The organism is Amycolatopsis sp. cmx-11-51 (genome assembly GCF_047608665.1).
Lineage (GTDB): Bacteria > Actinomycetota > Actinomycetes > Mycobacteriales > Pseudonocardiaceae > Amycolatopsis.
Genome location: NZ_JADNQO010000004.1, coordinates 403,209 through 421,217, shown reverse-complemented (window position 1 = coordinate 421,217; position 18,009 = coordinate 403,209). Strand labels below are relative to the sequence as shown.

Sequence of the window (18,009 nt, the reverse complement as noted above, 5' to 3'; positions counted from 1 at the left end):
GTCACGGTCGTTGTTGATGAAGGAATTGGGACGTTGAGTGTCCCAATTCCTTCATCAACAACGACCCAGCGCTGGTCGCGGGACCCTTTCGGAGGTGCTTGGGTCTCGTGAGTGGTCAGTCCGGTCTTGCGGCAGGGTGTGCTGGGTGTCCCCAATGAGGCATTGGGGACACGTCCCGCTCTTTCCTCGCCGTTGCCCGGCCGCAAGTAGACGACTACTTGCGGAAACCCGCCAAGGGGCCCGCTTGTGAATGCTGCAGGCGGTCAGAACCGTCCTCACCACTCGCGAGGCGGGGTCGCGACCCTGCCGCAGGTGTCCTGAAGGCCCACCTTCAGGACGCTCAACGTCTCGACGGTGGCCTTCAGGACAGCCGGACACCCCCTCGCTCACGCCTGCCCGGTCGTGTCGCGTGATTGGTTGGACGGCACGTGTGAGCCGACGGACGACACGCGCGCGGCCGGCTGCGCGGCGAGTCGTCTTTCTGAACACACGTGTCGTCCATCCAGTCACGCGAGTTGTCCCGCTGGTCACGCGACACCGCCACCCGCGCACCGCAGCAGGTACCTGAGACACCCTTGGCCTAACCCGTCCTTACCACCCGCGAGACCCGCTACGCGCCGCCCGCCGCCACAACCCCTCGCCGCAAAGCCTTCACCGCGTCCGAAGCCGCCGCGCCCACCGGATCCGCCCTGCCGAGGACGTCGCGGATCTGGTCCAGCAGGTCGATGACCTGCCGTGACCACCGCACGAAGTCACCGGCGGACAGCTCCTGCCCGTTGGCCTCGGCGGCGGTGAGGACCTTCTCCAGCGATTCGCCGCGCGCCCAGCGGTAGATGGGCCAGGCGAAGCCGGCGTCGGGCTCGCGAGTGCGGTCCAGCTTGTGCCGCCGCTCGTCCTCGGTGAGTTCCATCCACAGGCGCGTGGTCGCCTGCCAGGCGTCGAGGACCTTGCCCGCGGGCAGGCGCGGCTCCCCCGCGGTGTCACGGCGTGCCTCGAAGACCAGCGTCGAGACGACGGACGCGAGTTCGGCGGGTGCCAGGCCCTTCCAGACGTCGTGCCGGATGCATTCGGCGGCGAGCAGGTCGGACTCGCTGTAGAGACGGGTGAGGCGCTTGCCGTGTTCGGTGACGCGGTCCTCGCCGTCGCCCTTGGACTCGGGGCCGAGGTAGCCGCGTTCGCCGAGCAGCCGCAGGATGCGGTCGAACGCACGCGCGAGCGAATGCGTGGTCGCGGCGACCTTGCGTTCCAGTTGCTCGGTCTCGGCCGAGAGACGCTGGTACCGCTCGACCCAGCGCAGGTTCGCCTCGCGCTCGGCCAGACCGTGGCACGGATGCGCGCGCAGCGCGCGCCGCAACGCGGCCAGCTCACCGTCCTCATTGGCCCCGGCGCGGCGCTTTTGCCTGCCGGGCAAAGAGATTCCGGCGTTGCGAAGGCTCGAGGCGATGTCACGACGAGTCTGGGGTGAACGCAGCTCGATGTGCTTCGGGAGCTTGATGTTCCCCAGCGCCTCCACCGGCGCCGGGAAGTCGGAGACCGAGAGCGGACCGGACCAGCGGTCCTCGGTGACCACGACGGGCCGCGGTTCACGGATCGGGTCGAGGCCAGGGTCTACGACGACCGCGAGACCCGCGCGCCTGCCCGCGGGCACGGCGATGACGTCGCCCTTGCGGAGCTTCTCCAGCGACTCGGCCGTGCCGGCCCGGCGCGCGGAGGTGTTCTGCCGCGAGAGCGCCTTCTCCCTGGCCGAGATCTTCGTGCGCAGCTCGACGTACTCGAGCATCTCGTCGAACTCACCGGTGATGGCGGCGGTGTAACCCCGCAGGGCCTCCTTGTTCCGCTCGATCCGCCTCGCCGTCCCGACCACCGACCGGTCGGCTTGGAACTGCGCGAACGACTGTTCCAGCAGATCGCGGGCCGCCTCGGCACCGACCTGCGCGACCAGGTTCACCGCCATGTTGTAACCGGGCCGGAACGACGACCGCAGCGGGTACGTCCGGGTCGAGGCGAGACCGCCGACCTGCTTCGGGTCGATCCCCGGCTGCCAGGCGACGACGGCGTGGCCTTCGACGTCGATCCCGCGCCGCCCGGCTCGCCCGGTGAGCTGCGTGTACTCCCCCGGCGTCAGGTCGACGTGCGCCTCGCCGTTGTACTTCACCAGCCGTTCCAGCACGACTGTGCGCGCGGGCATGTTGATGCCGAGGGCGAGCGTCTCCGTGGCGAAGACGACCTTCACCAGACCCTGGACGAACAGTTCCTCGACGGTCTCCTTGAACGCCGGGAGCAGCCCGGCGTGGTGCCCGGCGATGCCGCGTTCGAGCGCCTCACGCCATTCCCAGTAGCCGAGGACGCCGAGGTCGCCTTCAGGCAGGTCCTTGGTGCGTTCGGCGACGATGCGGCGGACCTTCTCGACCTCTTCGGGACTGTTGAGCCGCAGGCCGGACCGGACGCACTGGCCGACGGCGGCGTCGCAGCCGGCACGGGAAAAGATGAACACGATGGCGGGGAGCAGACCGGCGTTGTCCAGGCGCTCGACCGTGTCGGTGCGCGACGGCGGCCGGAACCGCGGCATCCGTGACGGCGCCCCTCGCCGGCCCCTCGGCCCGCGCATCCCGGCCGGGGCGAAACCGCGGCCGACCTCCTCGGTGCGGCGCAGCAGGCTGGGGTTGATCCGCAGTTCGGCGCCGGGCGCGTGTTCCTCCTGGCCCGCGAACAGGTCCATCAGCCGGTTGCCGACCAGCATGTGCTGCCACAGCGGGACGGGACGATGCTCGTCGACGACGACGGTGGTGTCGCCGCGGACCTCCACGAGCCATTCGCCGAACTCCTCGGCGTTGCTCACCGTCGCCGACAGACCGACGACCCGGACGTGCTCGGGCAGGTGGAGGATGACCTCTTCCCAGACGGCGCCGCGGAACCGGTCGGCGAGGTAGTGGACCTCGTCCATCACCACGTACGCGAGCTCCGCGATGGTCGAGGACCCGGCGTACAGCATGTTGCGCAGGACCTCGGTGGTCATGACCACGACCTGCGCGTTGCCGTTGATCGAGGTGTCACCCGTCAGCAGGCCGACGGCGTCGGCGCCGTAGCGGCCGACGAGGTCGGCGAACTTCTGGTTCGACAACGCCTTGATGGGTGTCGTGTAGAAGCATTTGCGGCCCTCGGCGAGGGCTAGGTGCACCGCGAATTCGCCGACCACGGTCTTCCCGGCACCGGTCGGCGCGCAGACGAGCACACCGTGGCCGTCTTCGAGCGCCTCGCAGCCGCGAATCTGGAAGTCGTCGAACTCGAACGACGATTCCGCGGCGAACCGGGTCAGCTGGGGGTACCGAGCACGGCGCTGGGAGGCCACGTAGGCCTCGGCCGGGGTCTGAGAAGGGCTATTGACCACTTCGTCAGGGTTCCACACCCCACCGACAGTTCGCACCCGGTGTGACGATCGCGGGAACGGTGTCCTCCCCTGTCGCATCCAAGGGCCGATTCGTGATCGAGAGGGGACACCATGGAGATCACTTGTCCGCAGTGCGCGCAGGTCGACCAGGTACAGAGCGTGCCGGCGGTGTTCCAGAGCGGACAGACCACCTACCGGGTACAGGGGTCGATGACGGCAGTCCCCGCCGGTGACGGCGTGGTCTACACCGCGACGTCGCACCGTGGCGTGTCGGTGACCGCGACCGCGGCGGCGCTCAACCCGTATCCGGTGGTCCGCGGCGGTGGGTGCTTCCTGACGCTGGCGCTGCTCCTGCTGATCCCCGCGTTCGTGTTCGTCTCGTTCGCCAACGACGTCCTCGCCGAGAACCCGGCGCCGACCGCGGGCGGACGTGTCGGGGCGGCGATCGGGGCGTGGATCTTTCCGTTCGGCGCGTTCGCGCTGGTCGCGCTCTTCGCCGTGCTGTTCGTGCTCCGGCTGTGGCGCAACGCGCGGATCCGCCGTGGCATCCCGGACGCGCTCGCGTACTGGCGGCGGGCGTGGTTCTGCCACCGCTGCGGCGGCGTTTACTTCCCGCGCGGCGACCTGATGTCGGCCGCGACGTTCCGGGGCCAGGTATGGCGCGCCGGCGGTTACGCCGGGCTCATCCGAGGACGGTGAGCGCCCCGGGGACGCAGGTGATGTCGATCGGCAGCCTGCCCAGCGGTTCGCCGTCGGCGTAGACGGGCAGGTCGCTGCCCGCGAGGTGGATCTGGCGTGCTTTGAGGGAACGTACCGCCGGATGCGCGATGTGACCGCCCGAGCGGACACCGGGCAGCATGCGGAGCAGGTCACGCCGGGTCGCGTCGCCCACGACGGTGACGTCGAACAACCCGTCTCCGGGGTCGGCGCCCGGGCAGATCCGCATGCCGCCGCCGTAGAACGGGGTGTTGCCGACCGCGATCATGGTGGCGTCGAGTTCGACGGTCTCGACGTCGGTGCGGAGCACGACCGGCCGGGGCCGGAACGCGGCGAGTTCGGCCAGGATCGCGATGTCGTAACGTCGCGGACCCCGGGGCAGGCGCAGCCTGTTGGCGCGTTCGGTGACAAGAGCGTCGAAGCCGGAGCAGAGAACGGTGGCGAACCATTCGCCACCGGCCCGGCCGAGGTCGATCCTCCGCCGTTTCCCGGCGCTCAACCGCCGGGCGACCGCGTCGGCGGCGGCATGTGGGTTCTCCGGGATACCGAGGGCTCTGGCGAAGTCGTTGCCGGTACCCGCGGGGACGAGGCCGAGGGCGACACCGGATCCGGCGCAGAACTGAACGCCTTGGTGCGCCGCCCCGTCACCGCCGAGTACGACGAGGACGTCCAGCCCGGCCGCGCGCGAGTCGGTCATCAACGCGCGGGATTCTTCGACCGTGTTGGCGACGAGGACGTCGAGTCGGTCCACGACGGGCCGCAGCCGCGCCGCGACCGACTCCATCAGCCGCCCCGCCGCTCCGTTACCGGAGGCGGGGTGGACGGCCAGTGCCGCGTGCATCCCGGGATCAGGTGACGTCGTCGGTGTTGGTCCTCTTGCCACCGGTGGTGGCCGAGGGTTCGTCGTCGACCGTGCTCGGCGTGTAGTCGAACGGCGCGGCCTCGTCGTCGTCGAGCTTGTCCCAGCCCTCGGTGCCGCGTTCCTTGTCGAGCTTGCGGTCGTGGAAGCGCGCGATCTGGATGGAAATCTCCAGCAGCACGATCAGCGCGCCTGCCAGACCGAGCATCGAGAACGGGTCCGAACCGGGTGTGGCGAACGCGGCGAAGACGAACAGCGCCATGATCAGGCCACGGCGCCACCTCTTCAGCATCTGGTACTTCAGGACGCCGACACGGTTCAACATCACCACGAGCAGTGGGAGCTCGAAGCTGACGCCGAAGATCAGCAGCAGCGACAGGATGAACGAGACGTACTTGTCCGCGGTCAGCGCGGTGATGAACTGGTCACCACCGAAGTTCATCAGCAGTTCGAGGGCGTGCGGGACGAGCAGGTAGGCCAGCACCGCACCGGCGGCGAAGAGCCCCGACGCGAACGCGACGAAGGTGAGCGCGTACTTGCGCTCCTTGGAGTACAGACCAGGGGCGACGAACGCCCAGATCTGGTACAGCCACAGCGGCGAGAACAGCACCGCGCCGCCCGCGAGACCGACCTTCAACTGCGTCATGAAAGCTTCGAAGGGCACGGTCTGCAGCAGCTTGCACCCACCGGTGGGGCCGTCGAACCGGCGATCGGCGGGCACCGCGCAGTAGGGGTCGGTCAGCAGCTTGCCCAGCGACGGGATCGGACCGATCGTCGTCTGGAACCAGATGAAACCGAGGATTCCTCCCGCCACGAGAGCGAGCAGCGCGAAGCCCAGACGGCGCCGAAACTCGTAGATGTGCTCGACGAGCGTCATCGTGCCGTCGGGATTGCTCCGACGGCTGCGCTTACGCCGCTTCGACCCGCGGCGCTCCTCACCGGAGGCGGAATCCGCCACTGAACAGTCCGTTCTCGTCTGGGTCCACCATGAGCGCACCGTGACTTCGGCGCGCTCATCCGCGAACAGGCTCCGCTGGGCTGGCTAGAAGCTGCTTGCCAAGACCGCTCAGCTGGCGTTCTTCTGCGCCTGCTCGGCCGGAACGGGCGTGGTGGCCTGCTGCTTCTTGAGCTCGTCGAGCTGGCGCTGGAGGTCGGCGACCTGCTTGTCCTGCGCGGCCGACGCGGCAGGCACGGGCGTGGTGGCCTGCGGCAGCTGCTTGGTCTCGACCTCTTCGGTCTCGGCGGCCTTGTCCTTGTCCCCGGCCATGTCCTTGGTCTCGGCCTTGAAGATCTTCATGGACTTGCCGATGGACCGCGCGGCGTCCGGAAGCCTCTTGGCGCCGAACAGCAGAACAACGACGAGCACCAGGATGATGATGTGCCACGGCTGCAGCGCGTTCATTGTTTGCGGCCTCCTTCTCGAGTCTCTGGGTGAGATGTTACCGGTCTTCGAGCCCACGTCGTCGCGCGATCGCCACGCGGAGCGCGGCCGACCGGGCACGAAGGAGCCCTGTCCGTTTTCGGGTGTTCGTAGCCACCATGCTCATCGTATGGGTGAGCGCGCGCAAGACTCCGCGTAATTTGATGAGTAGAACGAAGAGAACGATCAGCCCGGCGACGGCGAGCGCGATGCTCGGCAGGTACGACACGGCGTCACCCTACTGCTCGTAGGTTGACGCAAGGTGACGTGCCCGCGCCAGCGCGTCGGCCGCCCGTCGACGAACCGCCTCCTCGAGTGTGGCGGGGCTCTCCACCTGCGCGTCTCCACCCTGACCGAGGATCAACCGGACCATCCACGATTCATCGGCGTACCGCATTCGGATCCGCAGGCGACCGCCGTCGAGCTCGTCGAGCTCGTCGCACGGGTAATACTCGGCTACCCAGCGTGCGTCGGGGTCGAGGACGAGAACGGCTTCCTGCTGATCGGGACGCGAGCGGAACACCCCGTCGGAGATGTCGGTCGGCCGCGCGTGCGCGGGCGGGACGGCGGGTTCGTCGAGCACGGTGAGTTCGTCGATGCGGTCGAGCCGGAACAGCCGGACGTCTTCCGCGCGACGGCACCACGCTTCGAGGTAGCCGACCGCCTGGACGATGAGCAGCCGCATGGGGTCGACGGTGCGTTCGGTGATCTCGTCCTTGGACGCGGTGTAGTACCGAATCCGCAACGCGCGCTTCGCGGTGAGCGCGGCCCGGACGGCTTCGCGGGTGCTGGCGGTCTTCTTGCCTTCGCGGACTCCCCCACCGACGACGATGCCCGACGGCTGGGCTCGCCCCGCGGCGGCTTCGATCTTCGCGATGGCGCGGCGAACGGCGTCGGCGTCGAGCACCCCTGGCGTCTCGGCCAGTGCTCGCAGCGCGACGAGCATGGCGGTCGCCTCGCCGCCGGTGAGCCGCAGCGGGCGGTTCATGCCGGCGTCGTGGGTGACGACGATCGTGTCGCCCTCGAAGGAAAGGTCGATCAGGTCGCCGGGGCCGTAGCCGGGCAGCCCACACATCCAGAGCAGTTCGAGGTCCTTGCGCAGCTGCTTGGGCGTGACGTCGAAGTCGTTGGCGGCATCGGTGATCTTGATGCCGGGCCGGGCGAGCAGATACGGCACGAGCGCGAGCAGGCGCGGCATGCGTCCGCTGGCGCTCATCGGGCACCACCGGCGTGCGCGACGGCCTCGAGGCGACTGAAGACTGACTTCGCGAGCACCTCGGGTTCGAGGACGAGGACGTCCGGACCGTGGGCGGTGAGCCAGTCGGCGGCGGATTCGGGGTAGTACAGCTCTATCTCCACGAGGTCGCCCTCTTCTCCCCCGGCGTCGCTACGGCCGACGACACGGCCACGGCGACGGACACCGGCGGCCCGGCCGTCGGCGACCCAGACGCTGGCGGTGGTCGGCGCGGACGGGTCCTCGCTGCTGCTGGCCGAGACCATCCGCGACAGGTTGACCCCTTCCGGGCGTTCGACGACGCCGAATTCGCCGAAGGCGTCAACCTTCCCGGTCACGCGAGAGAGACGGAAGCAGCGAGGCGCGCCACGGTCCCTGTCATGCCCGACGACGTACCAACGGCCTCGCCAGGACACCACTCCCCAGGGTTCGAGGGTGCGGATCTTGCGTTCGGCCGAACCGCTGCGCCGGTACTCGAAGCGCACCGCTTGCCCGGCCTGTACGGCGGCGAGAAGCGGGCCGAACGCGGGTTCGGCGCGGACGCGGGGCTCGACGACGGTCGGCGCGTGGTCGTCGACCTCGACACCGGCGGCGCGGAGCTTCACCAGCGCGCCCTGTGCTTCTCCGGTCAGTTCCGGCGAATCCCACAGCCGGACGGCGAGGCCGACCGCGGTCGCCTCGTCGGGCGCGAGGTCGATTTCTCCGAGTTCGTAGTCGCGGCGCGCGATGCGGTAACCGTCGATCCCGTCGAACGCGGAGTTGCGCCCGGTCTCCAACGGGATGCCGAGTTCACGCAGTTCCGTCTTGTCGCGCTCGAACATGCGGAAGTAGGCCTCGTCGCTGGCCGCGTCGGCGTACCCGGGCACGATGCCGCGGATCCGCTCGGCGGTGAGGTACTGCCGGGTGGACAGGAGGGCCAGAACCAGGTTGACCAATCGTTCGGCGCGTGCGGTGGACACCCGGCTACCCTAGCCCGCGCCGTCCGACCCGATGGTGACAGCCGCCGATCGCGCGTCGTAACGATCCCTGGCGGACTCGACCTCGTCGAACCGTGTCTCGGCCCAGTCCTTGATCCCGGCCACCAGCCGCAGGAGGCTCCGGCCGAGTTCGGTCAGTTCGTAGTCCACACGGACCGGGACGCACGGCGTGACGGTGCGGGTCAGCAAGCCGTCCCGCTCCAGGGTCCGCAGTGTCTGCGTGAGCATCTTCTGGCTGACGCCGGCGATCCGGCGGGAAAGGTCGCTGTAGCGCTCGGGCCCGTCGCCGAGGGCGACGAGGACGAGACTGACCCATTTGCCCGAGACCTCGTCGAGCAGCTTCCGGGCCGGACACGCCGCGAGATAGGCGTCGTAGGCCTGCTTCTCCTCGTTCCGGCGTTCTTGTGCCGTGCGCGTGACCACGGTTCGCGTACCTCCGCGTGGGTCGGGCACCTCGAAGTGCCTACTTCCCGTTGGGAGAGTAACTCCCCATACGTTCACCGCGAACGGCCCCTTGGAGAGCAATGCGTGCTGTGGTGCTCCGCCGGTTCGGCGGCCCGGGAAGTCCTGGAGTTCACCGAGATCCCGGGAAGACTTCCTGGCCCCCGCGCGCGGGCGAAGATCCCCGGCGGCGCTAGACACGGCCCTGCCCGGACTCGAAGCCTTACGCCGTGGTGAGCCGAGGGCGGTTCGTGGCGTTCGCGGCCGGAGCGGGCGCCGATGCCCTTGCGCGGCATCAACGTCGAGCACGTCTGGATCCGCGCGACGTCCTCCCCTCGGGCGAAACGGTGAAGGCACACGCGCGGCTGGCGGCAGGCGGATCACGAGGACGGCTCCCGCTCACCAACGAATAAGTTGACGCTTAATTAAGGCTCAAGTTATATTCGGTCGATGGACAGCGAGAAGACCCGGCTCGAACTCCGGCGTGAGTACCCGGACCCGATCGAAGACGTCTGGTCGGCGCTCACCGAATCCGACCGCACTGCCCGCTGGATCGGCACGTGGACGGGTGAGGCCGGAGTCGGCAACACGATCATGCTCTTGATGACCGCGGAGAAGGATTCCGAACCGGCCCCCGCCGTCGTCCGCGAATGCGATCCGCCGAAACGGCTGGCCATGGATCTGATCAACCCCGGCGAGCCGACCTGGCGAGTGGTACTGACCTTGACCCCGCAAGGCTCGGGAACGGTGCTCGATTTCGTGCACCTGATGCCCAAGTCCGAGTGGGACACCTCGGACATCATGAAAGGTTGGCACTTCTACCTCGACCGGCTCGGCGCCGCCCTCCTCGGTGAACCGGTGCCCGAGTGGGAGACGTACACGCCGCCTAGTTTGGACGCATGAACGAACGAGTACTGCTGATCACCGGAGCCTCCCGCGGCCTCGGCAAGGCCACCGCACGCCGGGCCGCGGCGGCCGGGTTCCGCTTGGCGCTACTCTCCCGCGACCGTGAGGCACTGCTCCCCCTCGTCGCCGAGTTCGGCGACGATCGCGCCCTCGCGCTCGCGGTGGACGTCACCGACTGGACCTCGCTGTCGTCCGCCGTGGAGACGGTGAAGAAGACCTTCGGCGGGCTGGACGCGGTGTTCGCCAACGCGGGCCAGAGCGTCGTCGTCTCCTTCTTCGGCGACGGCGGCGCGGAACCCGAGCAATGGCGGGACATGGTGCTGACCAACGTCTACGGAACCGCCCTCACGGCGCGGGCGACCCTGCCGTCGCTGGCGGAATCGAAGGGACACCTCGTGCTCACCGGCTCGGTCGCCGGCCGCTATCACCGGCCGGGGAACCTCTATTCGGCGACGAAATGGGCGGTGACCGGGCTCGCCGGGTCCATCCGCGAGGAGGCCATCGGCACCGGCGTCCGGGTCACCGTGGTGCAGCCCGGATTGGTCGACACCTCGATGATCCCCGAGGATTCGCGGTCCAAACCGAAACTGGAACCCGACGACATCGCGAGGGCGGTGCTCTACGCGCTGGAGCAACCGCCCTCGGTCGACGTCAACGAGATCGTGGTTCGCCCGACCGGCCAGGTCCGCTAGCGCGTCGCGGCAGGCTGCGGCAGCAGCGCTTCGGCCAGTCGCCGCCAGTGCGGCATCGCCGATTCGCCGGGTTCGACACCGATGACCTGGATTCCGACGTGGTCGGCACCGGCGTCGAGGTGTCCGTGGAGCTTCGCGACGACGGTGTCGAGGTCGCCCCAGAACACGAGATCGTCGACGAGCCTGTCGCTGCCGCGGCCACCGTCGATGTCGGCTTCGGTGTAGCCGAGCCGGAGGAACTTGGCGACGTTGTACTCCGACGTGAGGTACGCGTGCAGGTGCTCACGGGCGATCACGCGCGCCTTGACCGGGTCGGTCTCGAACAGGACCGCGTGCTCGACGCCGAGGAAGGCCTTGTCCCCCAGCACTTCCCTCGCCTCGGCGGTATGCGGCACCGTCACGTGATAGGTGTGCGCGCCCTCGGACCTGTCACGGGCGAGCCCGAGCATCTTCGGCCCGTACGCGGCCAGCAGGCGCCGGATCGGGGCCGCGGGCAGCGGGTTGGCGCTGGTGACCGTGTCGAGTTCGTCGAGATATTCGCTCATCGCCTCCAGCGGCTTGACCCCGGCACGCGCGCCGCCGAAGCCGAGCCCCAGTACATGCCTGCCCGGATGGGCGTCGGCCAGCAGAAGCGCCGCACCGTGGGCCCAGCGCGCCCCACGGGACCCGATCCGCGCGATCCCGTTGACCACGGTGATCCGATCGGTGACCGAGAGCAGGAATCCGGCGTGGGTCAGCGCTTCGCGGCCGTCCCGTTCCGGGATCCAGATCGCGGGCCAGCCGAGTTCTTCCAGTTCCCGTACCGAATCCCGCAGCATGCTCGCGGGCTGATCCTCGAAGTCGAACGTCCAGATCCCGAAACGCCCCAGTTCCATCCGCCTGCTCCTCACGTCGAGTTCTCCATATCGAAGTATCGCAGAGTTTCGATATGTTATTCCCGGCGAGGTTCAGATGGAGTGTCCGAGCAGGTCTACGAGCCGCGCGATCCGCTGCTCGTCCCGGCGGTAGTGGGTCCACTTCCCCACCCGCGTGGACTTCACGAGCCCGGCGCGCTGCAGCAGCGCCATATACGCCGACACCGTGGATTGCGCGAGCCCCAGCTTCGCCTGGAGATGGCTCACACAGACACCGACCTCGTTCTGGTCGGCGATCGCCTTCTCCGGCGGGAAATGCCGGTCGGGCTCGCGCAGCCACCCCAGCACCTGGAGCCGGACCGGGTTGGCGAGCACCTTGAGCACCTCGACCAGGTGCTCGGCGGTGTCCTGGAGGGGTTCGGCGTGTGCGGTCATGGTCCTTCGAGCTTAAACCCCGTCGAGCCGGGCGGCCCGGCCCTTCGCCCCGCTCGCCCAGCACGCGCCGCGAGCGCAGTCGACGGAGTCGAGTGAACCGGTGTCGAACGACTTCCAGTGCCGTCCGCCGTCCGGACTCAGATCGCTTCCACCGGGGCCGACGGCGATGACCGTGTTCCCCAGCCATGCCAGGCCGGAGCGGTAACCGACGGGAGCTTCCGACGGCATTCGCCAGGTTCGTCCCTTGTCTGCGCTCAGCGCTACAGCGGGGCCGGGTGCGTTCGGCGCCGCGTAGTCGCCGCCGATGGCCACGCCGTGCCGCGGGTCCCGGAACGTCACCGAGAAGACCCCGGCCGAGGCACCGCTGGGCAACGGGGTGTCGGCGGCTTCCCACGTCCGTCCACCGTCACCGGAGTGCAGGACGCGGGCGCGGGCGCCGCCGCCGGTGGCGATCCAGGCGTCACGCGGGCCCGACGTGGTGAGGCACTGACCGCTGGCGGCGAACCCGAACTCGCCGTCGAGCGCGGGCACCATGCCCTCGGCGGGTGCGAGCTTCCAAGTGCGACCGCCGTCCGAAGTGGACTGCAACCGGAACTTGCCGTCCACAGGATCGCTCATCGCGAGGCCGCGCCGGTGGTCGAAGAACGCGAGGCAGTCGTAGAAGGCGGCCGGGTCACCGTTCCGGAAGGACAGCCGCCAGCTCCTGCCGCCGTTGTCGGTTCGGTAGATCCGGGACGCGTCGCCCGGCCCGATGGACAGGGCGACCGCGTGGTCGGCGTCGAAGGCCTCGATGTCACGGAAGTCGAGAGCCGCCGTCTCAGGAGGGGCGACGGGCTTCCAGGTGCGGCCGCGGTCGGTGGTGCGCAGGACGGTGCCCTTGCTGCCGCTGACCCACGCCGTCTTCGCGTCCACCGCGGAGAGCCCGCGCAGCTGCGCGTTCGTGCCGGTCGGGGTCTCCACCCACGCCGGGTCGGGACACTCCGGCGCGGCATACGCGACTCCGGTGAACGCCAGCGGCCCGACCGCTCCGAGCAGGACCAGTAGCGCACGCATCGGCGCACCTCTCTTCTGAAGACCCGTGAAGGCCAGCCTAGGGGACCGGGAGTCCCTCAGGATGGCCTTCACGGAGCAACTTTCAGAGCGAGGAGATGAGCCGTTCGACGCGTTCGTCCACCGAACGGAACGGGTCCTTGCACAGCACGGTCCGCTGCGCCTGGTCGTTCAGCTTGAGGTGCACCCAGTCCACGGTGAAGTCACGTCCGGCGGCCTGCGCCGCGGCGATGAAGTCACCACGCAGCTTCGCCCGCGTGGTCTGCGGAGGGGTGTCCTTGGCCAGTTCGATCTCGCCGTCGTCGGTGACCCGGCGCACGAGCCCCTTGCGCTGCAGCAGGTCGAAGATGCCGCGGCCGCGCCGGATGTCGTGGTAGGCCAGGTCGAGCTGCGCGATCCGCGGGCTCGACAGGTCGAGGTCGTGCTTGGCGCGGTAGCGCTCGACCAGCCGGTGCTTGATCGCCCAGTCGATCTCGGTGTCGATCTTGCTGAAGTCCTGCTGCTCCACCGCCTCCAGCGCCCGGCCCCACAACTCGACGACGCGCTCGGACTGGGGCGACGAACCGGTCTCCTTGACGTGCTGGACGGCGCGGGCGTGGTACTCGCGCTGGATGTCCAGCGCGGACGCCTCGCGGCCACCGGCGAGCCGCACCTGGCGGCGGCCGGTGAGGTCGTGGCTGATCTCGCGGATCGCCCTTATCGGGTTGTCCAGGGTGAAGTCGCGGAACTGGACGCCCGCCTCGATCATCTCCAGCACCAGGTTCGCCGACCCGACCTTGAGCAGCGTGGTCGGTTCGGCCATGTTCGAGTCGCCGACGATCACGTGCAGGCGCCGGTACCGCTCGGCGTCGGCGTGCGGTTCGTCGCGGGTGTTGATGATCGGTCGCGAACGCGTGGTAGCGCTGGAGACGCCTTCCCAGATGTGTTCCGCTCGCTGGGACAGGCAGTACACCGCGCCGCGCGGCGTCTGCAGGACCTTGCCGGCGCCGCAGATCAGCTGCCGGGTCACCAGGAACGGCAGCAGTACGTCGGCGATCCGGGAGAACTCCCCGGCACGGGTCACCAGGTAGTTCTCGTGACAGCCGTAGGAGTTGCCCGCCGAATCGGTGTTGTTCTTGAACAGGAAGATGTCGCCGCCGATGCCCTCGTCCGCCAGCCGCCGCTCGGCGTCGATCAGGAGATCCTCGAGGATCCGCTCCCCCGCCTTGTCATGCGTGACCAGCTGGACGAGGTCGTCGCATTCGGCCGTGGCGTATTCCGGGTGGGAGCCCACGTCGAGGTAGAGCCGCGAGCCGTTCGACAAGAAGACGTTCGACGAACGCCCCCAGGACACGACACGCCGAAACAGGTAACGCGCCACTTCGTCCGGAGAGAGCCTGCGTTGCCCGTGAAAGGTGCACGTGACCCCGAACTCGGTCTCGATGCCAAAGATCCGCCGCTGCATCCCACCAGAGTAGGCGGTGAGGACCCACTGACGGTGCGCCGTTCGGGCGGCGACACGCGGTCGGTACGTTGCATTCGGTGAAAGGTGTGCGGGGAGTCCCGATCGGGTATCACGCACATGACGTCCCGACTCGGAAGCGGTGTAATCGTGTTAAAGCAGCTCAAGCGCCCTTTCCGCAAGGTCGGCCGGACCGACCGGCGGTTGATGGCCAAGAGCGCGGCGCTGCCGAGGACCAGGGCCGACGACGTGATCACCTCGCTTTCGAAAAGTGCGGACAAATCCAAGCTCTGGTGGTGTGTCGCGGTCCTGCTCGCGGCGAAGAAGGGCCCGACACGCCGAGGCGCGCTTCGCGGCGTGGCGGCCATCGCCGGGGCGAGCGCCGCTGCGAACCTGATCGGCAAGCCGCTGTTCCCCCGCCGACGCCCCGCGGCCGAGGAGGTGCCGATGCACCGGCGCCTCGTCCGGCGGCCGACCTCGTCGTCGTTCCCCTCCGGTCACTCGGCGTCCGCGGCCGCCTTCGTCACGGCCGTCGCGATGGAATCGCCCAAGACGGGCGCCGCCCTCGTGCCGCTGGCCGCCGCCGTGGCCTATTCCCGGGTCCACACCGGCGTCCACTGGCCGAGTGACGTCGGCGTGGGCATCGGCATCGGCGTCGGCGCGGGCCTGCTCACACGGCACTGGTGGCCGGTGAACCCCGACGTCCCCGGCCGCACCGCGCACACCGCCGAAGCACCCGAGATGCGTGACGGCGAGGACATGCTCGTCCTGGTCAACCCGCATTCGGGGATCGACGGCCAGGACCCGACCGAGGAGACCCGCTTCGCGTGGCCCAAGGCGACCATCCTCTACCCGGACTCGAAGCGGGACCTGCGCGAACAGCTCGTCGACGAGCTCACCGCCCGTAACGGCACCGTGCGCGCGCTCGGCGTCGCCGGCGGGGACGGAACGGTCGCCGCGGTGGCCTCCGTCGCGGCCGACCACGACCTGCCGCTCGCGCTCATTCCGGCGGGCACCCTCAATCACTTCGCCCGCGACGTCGGCATGCGCTCCATGCCCGACGCGGACGCCGCCACCGAGGCGGGTAACGCCGTGGGCGTCGACCTCGGCGAGGTCGAGATCAACGACGACGACCACCGCTACTTCGTCAACACCGCCAGCCTCGGCGGCTACCCGGAAATGGTGCGGGTGCGGGAAAGGCTGCAGAAGCGGCACCCGAAGTGGCCGTCCGCGGCGATGGCGCTCGCCCGCACGCTGCGGCGCGCGAAGCCGCTGGAAGTGACCCTCAACGGCAAGACCAGCAGCATCTGGCTGCTGTTCGTCGGCAACGGCACCTACGCGCCGAAGGGGTTCGCGCCCTCGCACCGCCCGGCACTCGACACCGGCCTTCTCGACGTCCGCTACCTGCGTGCCGACCTGCCCTACTCGCGGGCGCGGTTCATCCTGGCCACGATCACGAACAGTCTCAACGCGAGCCACGTCTACCAGGAACTCGACGTTCCGGAACTGCACGTCCAGTTGCTCAACGGCAACCGTCGCGTCGCCACCGACGGTGAGGTCGGACCGCTCGGCAACGACTTCCGCTTCCGGTCGCGGCCCAGCGCGCTGACCGTCTACCGAAACTAGGCGCTGCCGGACTACGTCGGGCCGAACCTTCTGGGCGCCAAGCCCCTAGGCGACCAGCAGGGCGCTACCCAGCGGCGTCAGCGAGTGCAGCACGGAGTTACGGTCGCGTTCGGTGGTGATCAGCCCCGCGCGCCGCAACACGGTGGCGTGCTTGCTGACCGCCGAGGGCGTCACTCCCAGCCTGGCGGCCAGCTCCGACGTGCTGCATCCGACCGCGAGGACGGCCAGCGCCGCCGCCCTGGTCGGCCCGAGCAGATCGGCGAGGGCGGTGTCCGGCGATCTCCGCACGTCGCGGCCGTAGCCGGTCGACGGGGCCGCCTGCCGCACCGACGGATACAGCAGCCGGACCGGCGTCTCACTAACCGCCGGGACGATCACCGGGCACACCGCGAAGTAGGTCGGTGAGATCATGAGCCCGGCGCCGCTCGCACCACACGCACCGACGATCCCGTCGCCGACCTCCAGCACCGGAGACGACCAGCGCACCAGCGGCCGCAGACTCGTCAGCACCGCGTCCACTCCGTCGTGGAGCAACAGCTGCGCCCGCATCCCGCGGTCCGCGTCGACCTGCGTCCGCGCCGGCTCCCATCCCGGCGCCAGCGACAGGTCGAAGTAGTCCTGCATCGCCTGGACGAGCTTCGGCAGGCCGGTGGTGTCCCCATCCGGCAATCCCGCCGCCCAGGCCGGCAACTCCCGGTTGACCGGGGCGTCCCGCAACGCCGCCTTCAAACACACCGAATCGGTCCGGGCGATCTCCGCGAGGCCCGCCTCAAAATCACCTACCCCGGCGTCCGGAACGAGGAACGCGGGGATCGGCGCGTAGGGGCGGCACAGCCACAACAGCACCGCGGCCGACTCCGTCAGCCCGAGCCGGACCCGGTGCCGCCACCGGTTGAACAACGCCGAGCCCGCGTCTCGCCGCTGCAGGATCTGCAGGCTGGACACCAGCTCGGCCAAGGGGTCGGCTTCGGGCGCGAGCCGGACGCGCGTCAGGTCCTGCAACGTCAGCTCGATGCGCACGGATGTCCTCGCCTTGCTCGGAGTCTCGCCGTGTGATCGCGAGCAACGCCGTTCCGTTACATGGCTGAGCTGCCATATTGCCGCTCCCGGAAATCTCCTCGACGGCCGTGGTTCAGACCTGAATGATGTTCGAAAGAAGGCCCGCTTCTCGGGGGTTTACGCGGAGCCTTCCACGAGGGGGATTCACCGGCAGGTTTCAAAGGACCGCGATTCGTCGCGGCCTGAAGATTCCTGCCTTCTCCCTCACCATCACTGGGAGAAAACGCTTTCCACAAAGGGGAAGAAATTGACTAAACTGAAGCGCCTGGCGGGAATCATCACCGCCGCGGCGGGTGTGCTGACCCTGGCCACCGCTCCCGCCGCCACCGCGGCCCCGCAGCCCACCGGTGACGGGTTCAAGACGGTCTCCGTGCACGGCATCAAGCTCATCCCGGTCAAGCGCACCTCGACCGGCGCGCGCACGCAGGCCAACGGCGTGGCCGACGCGGACATGTACCTCATCCCGTCCGGGCTGGACTCGAACAAGTGCTGGGACGCGGACCTCAACAGCATCAACCGCAACGGCACCAAGATGCAGCTCTGGGACTGCAACCTGGACGCGGACCACCAGGCGTTCTACATCACCGACAACCCCGAGGGGTACTCCCGCTTCCAGAACGTGGCCAGCGGCCGCTACCTGGACGCGGACCTCAACACCATCAACAAGAACGGCACCATCGTCCAGCTGTGGGACTACGTCGCCGGTGCCAAGAACCAGTGGTGGGGCGGCACCGTCAACCCTGAGGGCTATGTCCGGTTCCAGAACCCGAGCAGCGGCCGGTACCTGACCGCGGAGGGCAACTCGTCCTCCAACGGCACGCGGCTCCAGCTGTGGAGCTTCATCGCCGGTGGCCGCAGCCAGTGGTGGGGCGACACCCCCGCCTGATCCGGCACTCAGTACAGGAAGGCC

Annotated in this window: 18 protein-coding genes; 5 read left to right on the top strand and 13 right to left on the bottom strand. The window is 69.0% G+C overall.

Annotation, left to right across the window (positions count from 1 at the left end):
• Positions 1 to 610: 610 nt before the first annotated feature.
• Positions 611 to 3,388 carry a DEAD/DEAH box helicase gene (locus ACM6LU_RS18520; RefSeq protein WP_414938953.1) on the bottom strand — a complete coding sequence of 926 codons (2,778 nt, stop codon included), beginning with the start codon at positions 3,386 to 3,388 and terminating at the stop codon, positions 611 to 613.
• Between the two features lie 111 nt (positions 3,389 to 3,499).
• Here ACM6LU_RS18520 and ACM6LU_RS18515 point away from each other — a divergent pair, with 111 nt between their 5' ends.
• The gene (locus ACM6LU_RS18515) at positions 3,500 to 4,087 is read left to right on the top strand and encodes a hypothetical protein (RefSeq protein WP_414938952.1); all 588 of its coding nucleotides are present in this window, start codon (positions 3,500 to 3,502) and stop codon (positions 4,085 to 4,087) included.
• On the opposite strand, the gene ACM6LU_RS18510 is transcribed toward ACM6LU_RS18515, so the two are convergent.
• The 7 genes from ACM6LU_RS18510 to ACM6LU_RS18480 all read right to left on the bottom strand — a co-directional run bounded on the left by ACM6LU_RS18510 (position 4,071) and on the right by ACM6LU_RS18480 (position 9,018).
• Positions 4,071 to 4,946, bottom strand: coding sequence for a diacylglycerol/lipid kinase family protein (locus ACM6LU_RS18510; RefSeq protein WP_414938951.1), 876 nt, complete (start codon positions 4,944 to 4,946; stop codon positions 4,071 to 4,073). The genes ACM6LU_RS18515 and ACM6LU_RS18510 overlap by 17 nt on opposite strands.
• 7 nt (positions 4,947 to 4,953) lie before the next feature.
• Complete coding sequence (gene tatC, locus ACM6LU_RS18505; protein ID WP_414938950.1) at positions 4,954 to 5,922, bottom strand: twin-arginine translocase subunit TatC; 969 nt, start codon at positions 5,920 to 5,922, stop codon at positions 4,954 to 4,956.
• Positions 5,923 to 6,030: 108 nt separating this feature from the next.
• Positions 6,031 to 6,366, bottom strand: coding sequence for a Sec-independent protein translocase subunit TatA (gene tatA, locus ACM6LU_RS18500; RefSeq protein ID WP_414938949.1), 336 nt, complete (start codon positions 6,364 to 6,366; stop codon positions 6,031 to 6,033).
• A gap of 37 nt (positions 6,367 to 6,403) precedes the next feature.
• Positions 6,404 to 6,613, bottom strand: a complete 210-nt coding sequence (locus ACM6LU_RS18495) for a bacteriophage holin (RefSeq protein WP_414938948.1) — start codon at positions 6,611 to 6,613, stop codon at positions 6,404 to 6,406.
• A gap of 9 nt (positions 6,614 to 6,622) precedes the next feature.
• Positions 6,623 to 7,600 (bottom strand): helix-turn-helix transcriptional regulator, encoded by a 978-nt coding sequence (locus ACM6LU_RS18490; protein WP_414938947.1) that lies wholly within the window; start codon positions 7,598 to 7,600, stop codon positions 6,623 to 6,625.
• A complete protein-coding gene (locus tag ACM6LU_RS18485) occupies positions 7,597 to 8,577 on the bottom strand; it encodes a helix-turn-helix transcriptional regulator (protein ID WP_414938946.1) in 981 nt (326 codons plus the stop codon). The genes ACM6LU_RS18490 and ACM6LU_RS18485 overlap by 4 nt, the downstream gene beginning before the upstream one ends.
• A 9-nt stretch (positions 8,578 to 8,586) precedes the next feature.
• Positions 8,587 to 9,018 (bottom strand): winged helix-turn-helix transcriptional regulator, encoded by a 432-nt coding sequence (locus ACM6LU_RS18480; RefSeq protein ID WP_414938945.1) that lies wholly within the window; start codon positions 9,016 to 9,018, stop codon positions 8,587 to 8,589.
• A 468-nt stretch (positions 9,019 to 9,486) separates the two neighbouring features.
• Between ACM6LU_RS18480 and ACM6LU_RS18475 the strand changes: the two genes are divergently transcribed.
• Positions 9,487 to 9,939, top strand: a complete 453-nt coding sequence (locus ACM6LU_RS18475) for an SRPBCC family protein (RefSeq protein ID WP_414938944.1) — start codon at positions 9,487 to 9,489, stop codon at positions 9,937 to 9,939.
• Complete coding sequence (locus tag ACM6LU_RS18470; RefSeq protein WP_414938943.1) at positions 9,936 to 10,634, top strand: SDR family oxidoreductase; 699 nt, start codon at positions 9,936 to 9,938, stop codon at positions 10,632 to 10,634. The genes ACM6LU_RS18475 and ACM6LU_RS18470 overlap by 4 nt, the downstream gene beginning before the upstream one ends.
• On the opposite strand, the gene ACM6LU_RS18465 is transcribed toward ACM6LU_RS18470, so the two are convergent.
• The 4 genes from ACM6LU_RS18465 to pafA all read right to left on the bottom strand — a co-directional run bounded on the left by ACM6LU_RS18465 (position 10,631) and on the right by pafA (position 14,417).
• Positions 10,631 to 11,509, bottom strand: a complete 879-nt coding sequence (locus ACM6LU_RS18465) for a TIGR03620 family F420-dependent LLM class oxidoreductase (RefSeq protein ID WP_414938942.1) — start codon at positions 11,507 to 11,509, stop codon at positions 10,631 to 10,633. The two genes, ACM6LU_RS18470 and ACM6LU_RS18465, sit on opposite strands and share 4 nt — an antisense overlap.
• Positions 11,510 to 11,581: 72 nt before the next feature.
• A complete protein-coding gene (locus tag ACM6LU_RS18460; RefSeq protein WP_414938941.1) occupies positions 11,582 to 11,923 on the bottom strand; it encodes an ArsR/SmtB family transcription factor in 342 nt (113 codons plus the stop codon).
• A gap of 12 nt (positions 11,924 to 11,935) precedes the next feature.
• Positions 11,936 to 12,976 (bottom strand): WD40/YVTN/BNR-like repeat-containing protein, encoded by a 1,041-nt coding sequence (locus ACM6LU_RS18455; RefSeq protein ID WP_414938940.1) that lies wholly within the window; start codon positions 12,974 to 12,976, stop codon positions 11,936 to 11,938.
• 82 nt (positions 12,977 to 13,058) lie between these two features.
• Positions 13,059 to 14,417, bottom strand: coding sequence for a Pup--protein ligase (pafA, locus tag ACM6LU_RS18450; RefSeq protein WP_414938939.1), 1,359 nt, complete (start codon positions 14,415 to 14,417; stop codon positions 13,059 to 13,061).
• Positions 14,418 to 14,564: 147 nt separating this feature from the next.
• On the opposite strand from pafA, the gene ACM6LU_RS18445 reads away from it, so the two are divergent.
• Positions 14,565 to 16,040, top strand: coding sequence for a bifunctional phosphatase PAP2/diacylglycerol kinase family protein (locus tag ACM6LU_RS18445; protein WP_414938938.1), 1,476 nt, complete (start codon positions 14,565 to 14,567; stop codon positions 16,038 to 16,040).
• Between the two features lie 45 nt (positions 16,041 to 16,085).
• On the opposite strand, the gene ACM6LU_RS18440 is transcribed toward ACM6LU_RS18445, so the two are convergent.
• Complete coding sequence (locus ACM6LU_RS18440; protein WP_414938937.1) at positions 16,086 to 17,060, bottom strand: ArsR/SmtB family transcription factor; 975 nt, start codon at positions 17,058 to 17,060, stop codon at positions 16,086 to 16,088.
• A 286-nt stretch (positions 17,061 to 17,346) separates the two neighbouring features.
• On the opposite strand from ACM6LU_RS18440, the gene ACM6LU_RS18435 reads away from it, so the two are divergent.
• Positions 17,347 to 17,985: an RICIN domain-containing protein gene (locus tag ACM6LU_RS18435; RefSeq protein WP_414938936.1), complete on the top strand. Its 639-nt coding sequence runs from the start codon at positions 17,347 to 17,349 to the stop codon at positions 17,983 to 17,985.
• Positions 17,986 to 18,009 lie beyond the last annotated feature (24 nt).

Excerpts from the sequence above, each read along its gene's own strand:
- ACM6LU_RS18515 (WP_414938952.1), top strand. The coding sequence starts at position 3,500 with ATGGAGATCACTTGTCCGCAGTGCGCGCAGGTCGACCAGGTACAGAGC.
- ACM6LU_RS18510 (WP_414938951.1), bottom strand. The coding sequence starts at position 4,946 with ATGCACGCGGCACTGGCCGTCCACCCCGCCTCCGGTAACGGAGCGGCG.
- tatA (WP_414938949.1), bottom strand. The coding sequence starts at position 6,366 with ATGAACGCGCTGCAGCCGTGGCACATCATCATCCTGGTGCTCGTCGTT.
- ACM6LU_RS18490 (WP_414938947.1), bottom strand. The coding sequence starts at position 7,600 with ATGAGCGCCAGCGGACGCATGCCGCGCCTGCTCGCGCTCGTGCCGTAT.
- ACM6LU_RS18475 (WP_414938944.1), top strand. The coding sequence starts at position 9,487 with ATGGACAGCGAGAAGACCCGGCTCGAACTCCGGCGTGAGTACCCGGAC.
- ACM6LU_RS18470 (WP_414938943.1), top strand. The coding sequence starts at position 9,936 with ATGAACGAACGAGTACTGCTGATCACCGGAGCCTCCCGCGGCCTCGGC.
- ACM6LU_RS18465 (WP_414938942.1), bottom strand. The coding sequence starts at position 11,509 with ATGGAACTGGGGCGTTTCGGGATCTGGACGTTCGACTTCGAGGATCAG.
- ACM6LU_RS18460 (WP_414938941.1), bottom strand. The coding sequence starts at position 11,923 with ATGACCGCACACGCCGAACCCCTCCAGGACACCGCCGAGCACCTGGTC.
- ACM6LU_RS18455 (WP_414938940.1), bottom strand. The coding sequence starts at position 12,976 with ATGCGTGCGCTACTGGTCCTGCTCGGAGCGGTCGGGCCGCTGGCGTTC.
- pafA (WP_414938939.1), bottom strand. The coding sequence starts at position 14,417 with ATGCAGCGGCGGATCTTTGGCATCGAGACCGAGTTCGGGGTCACGTGC.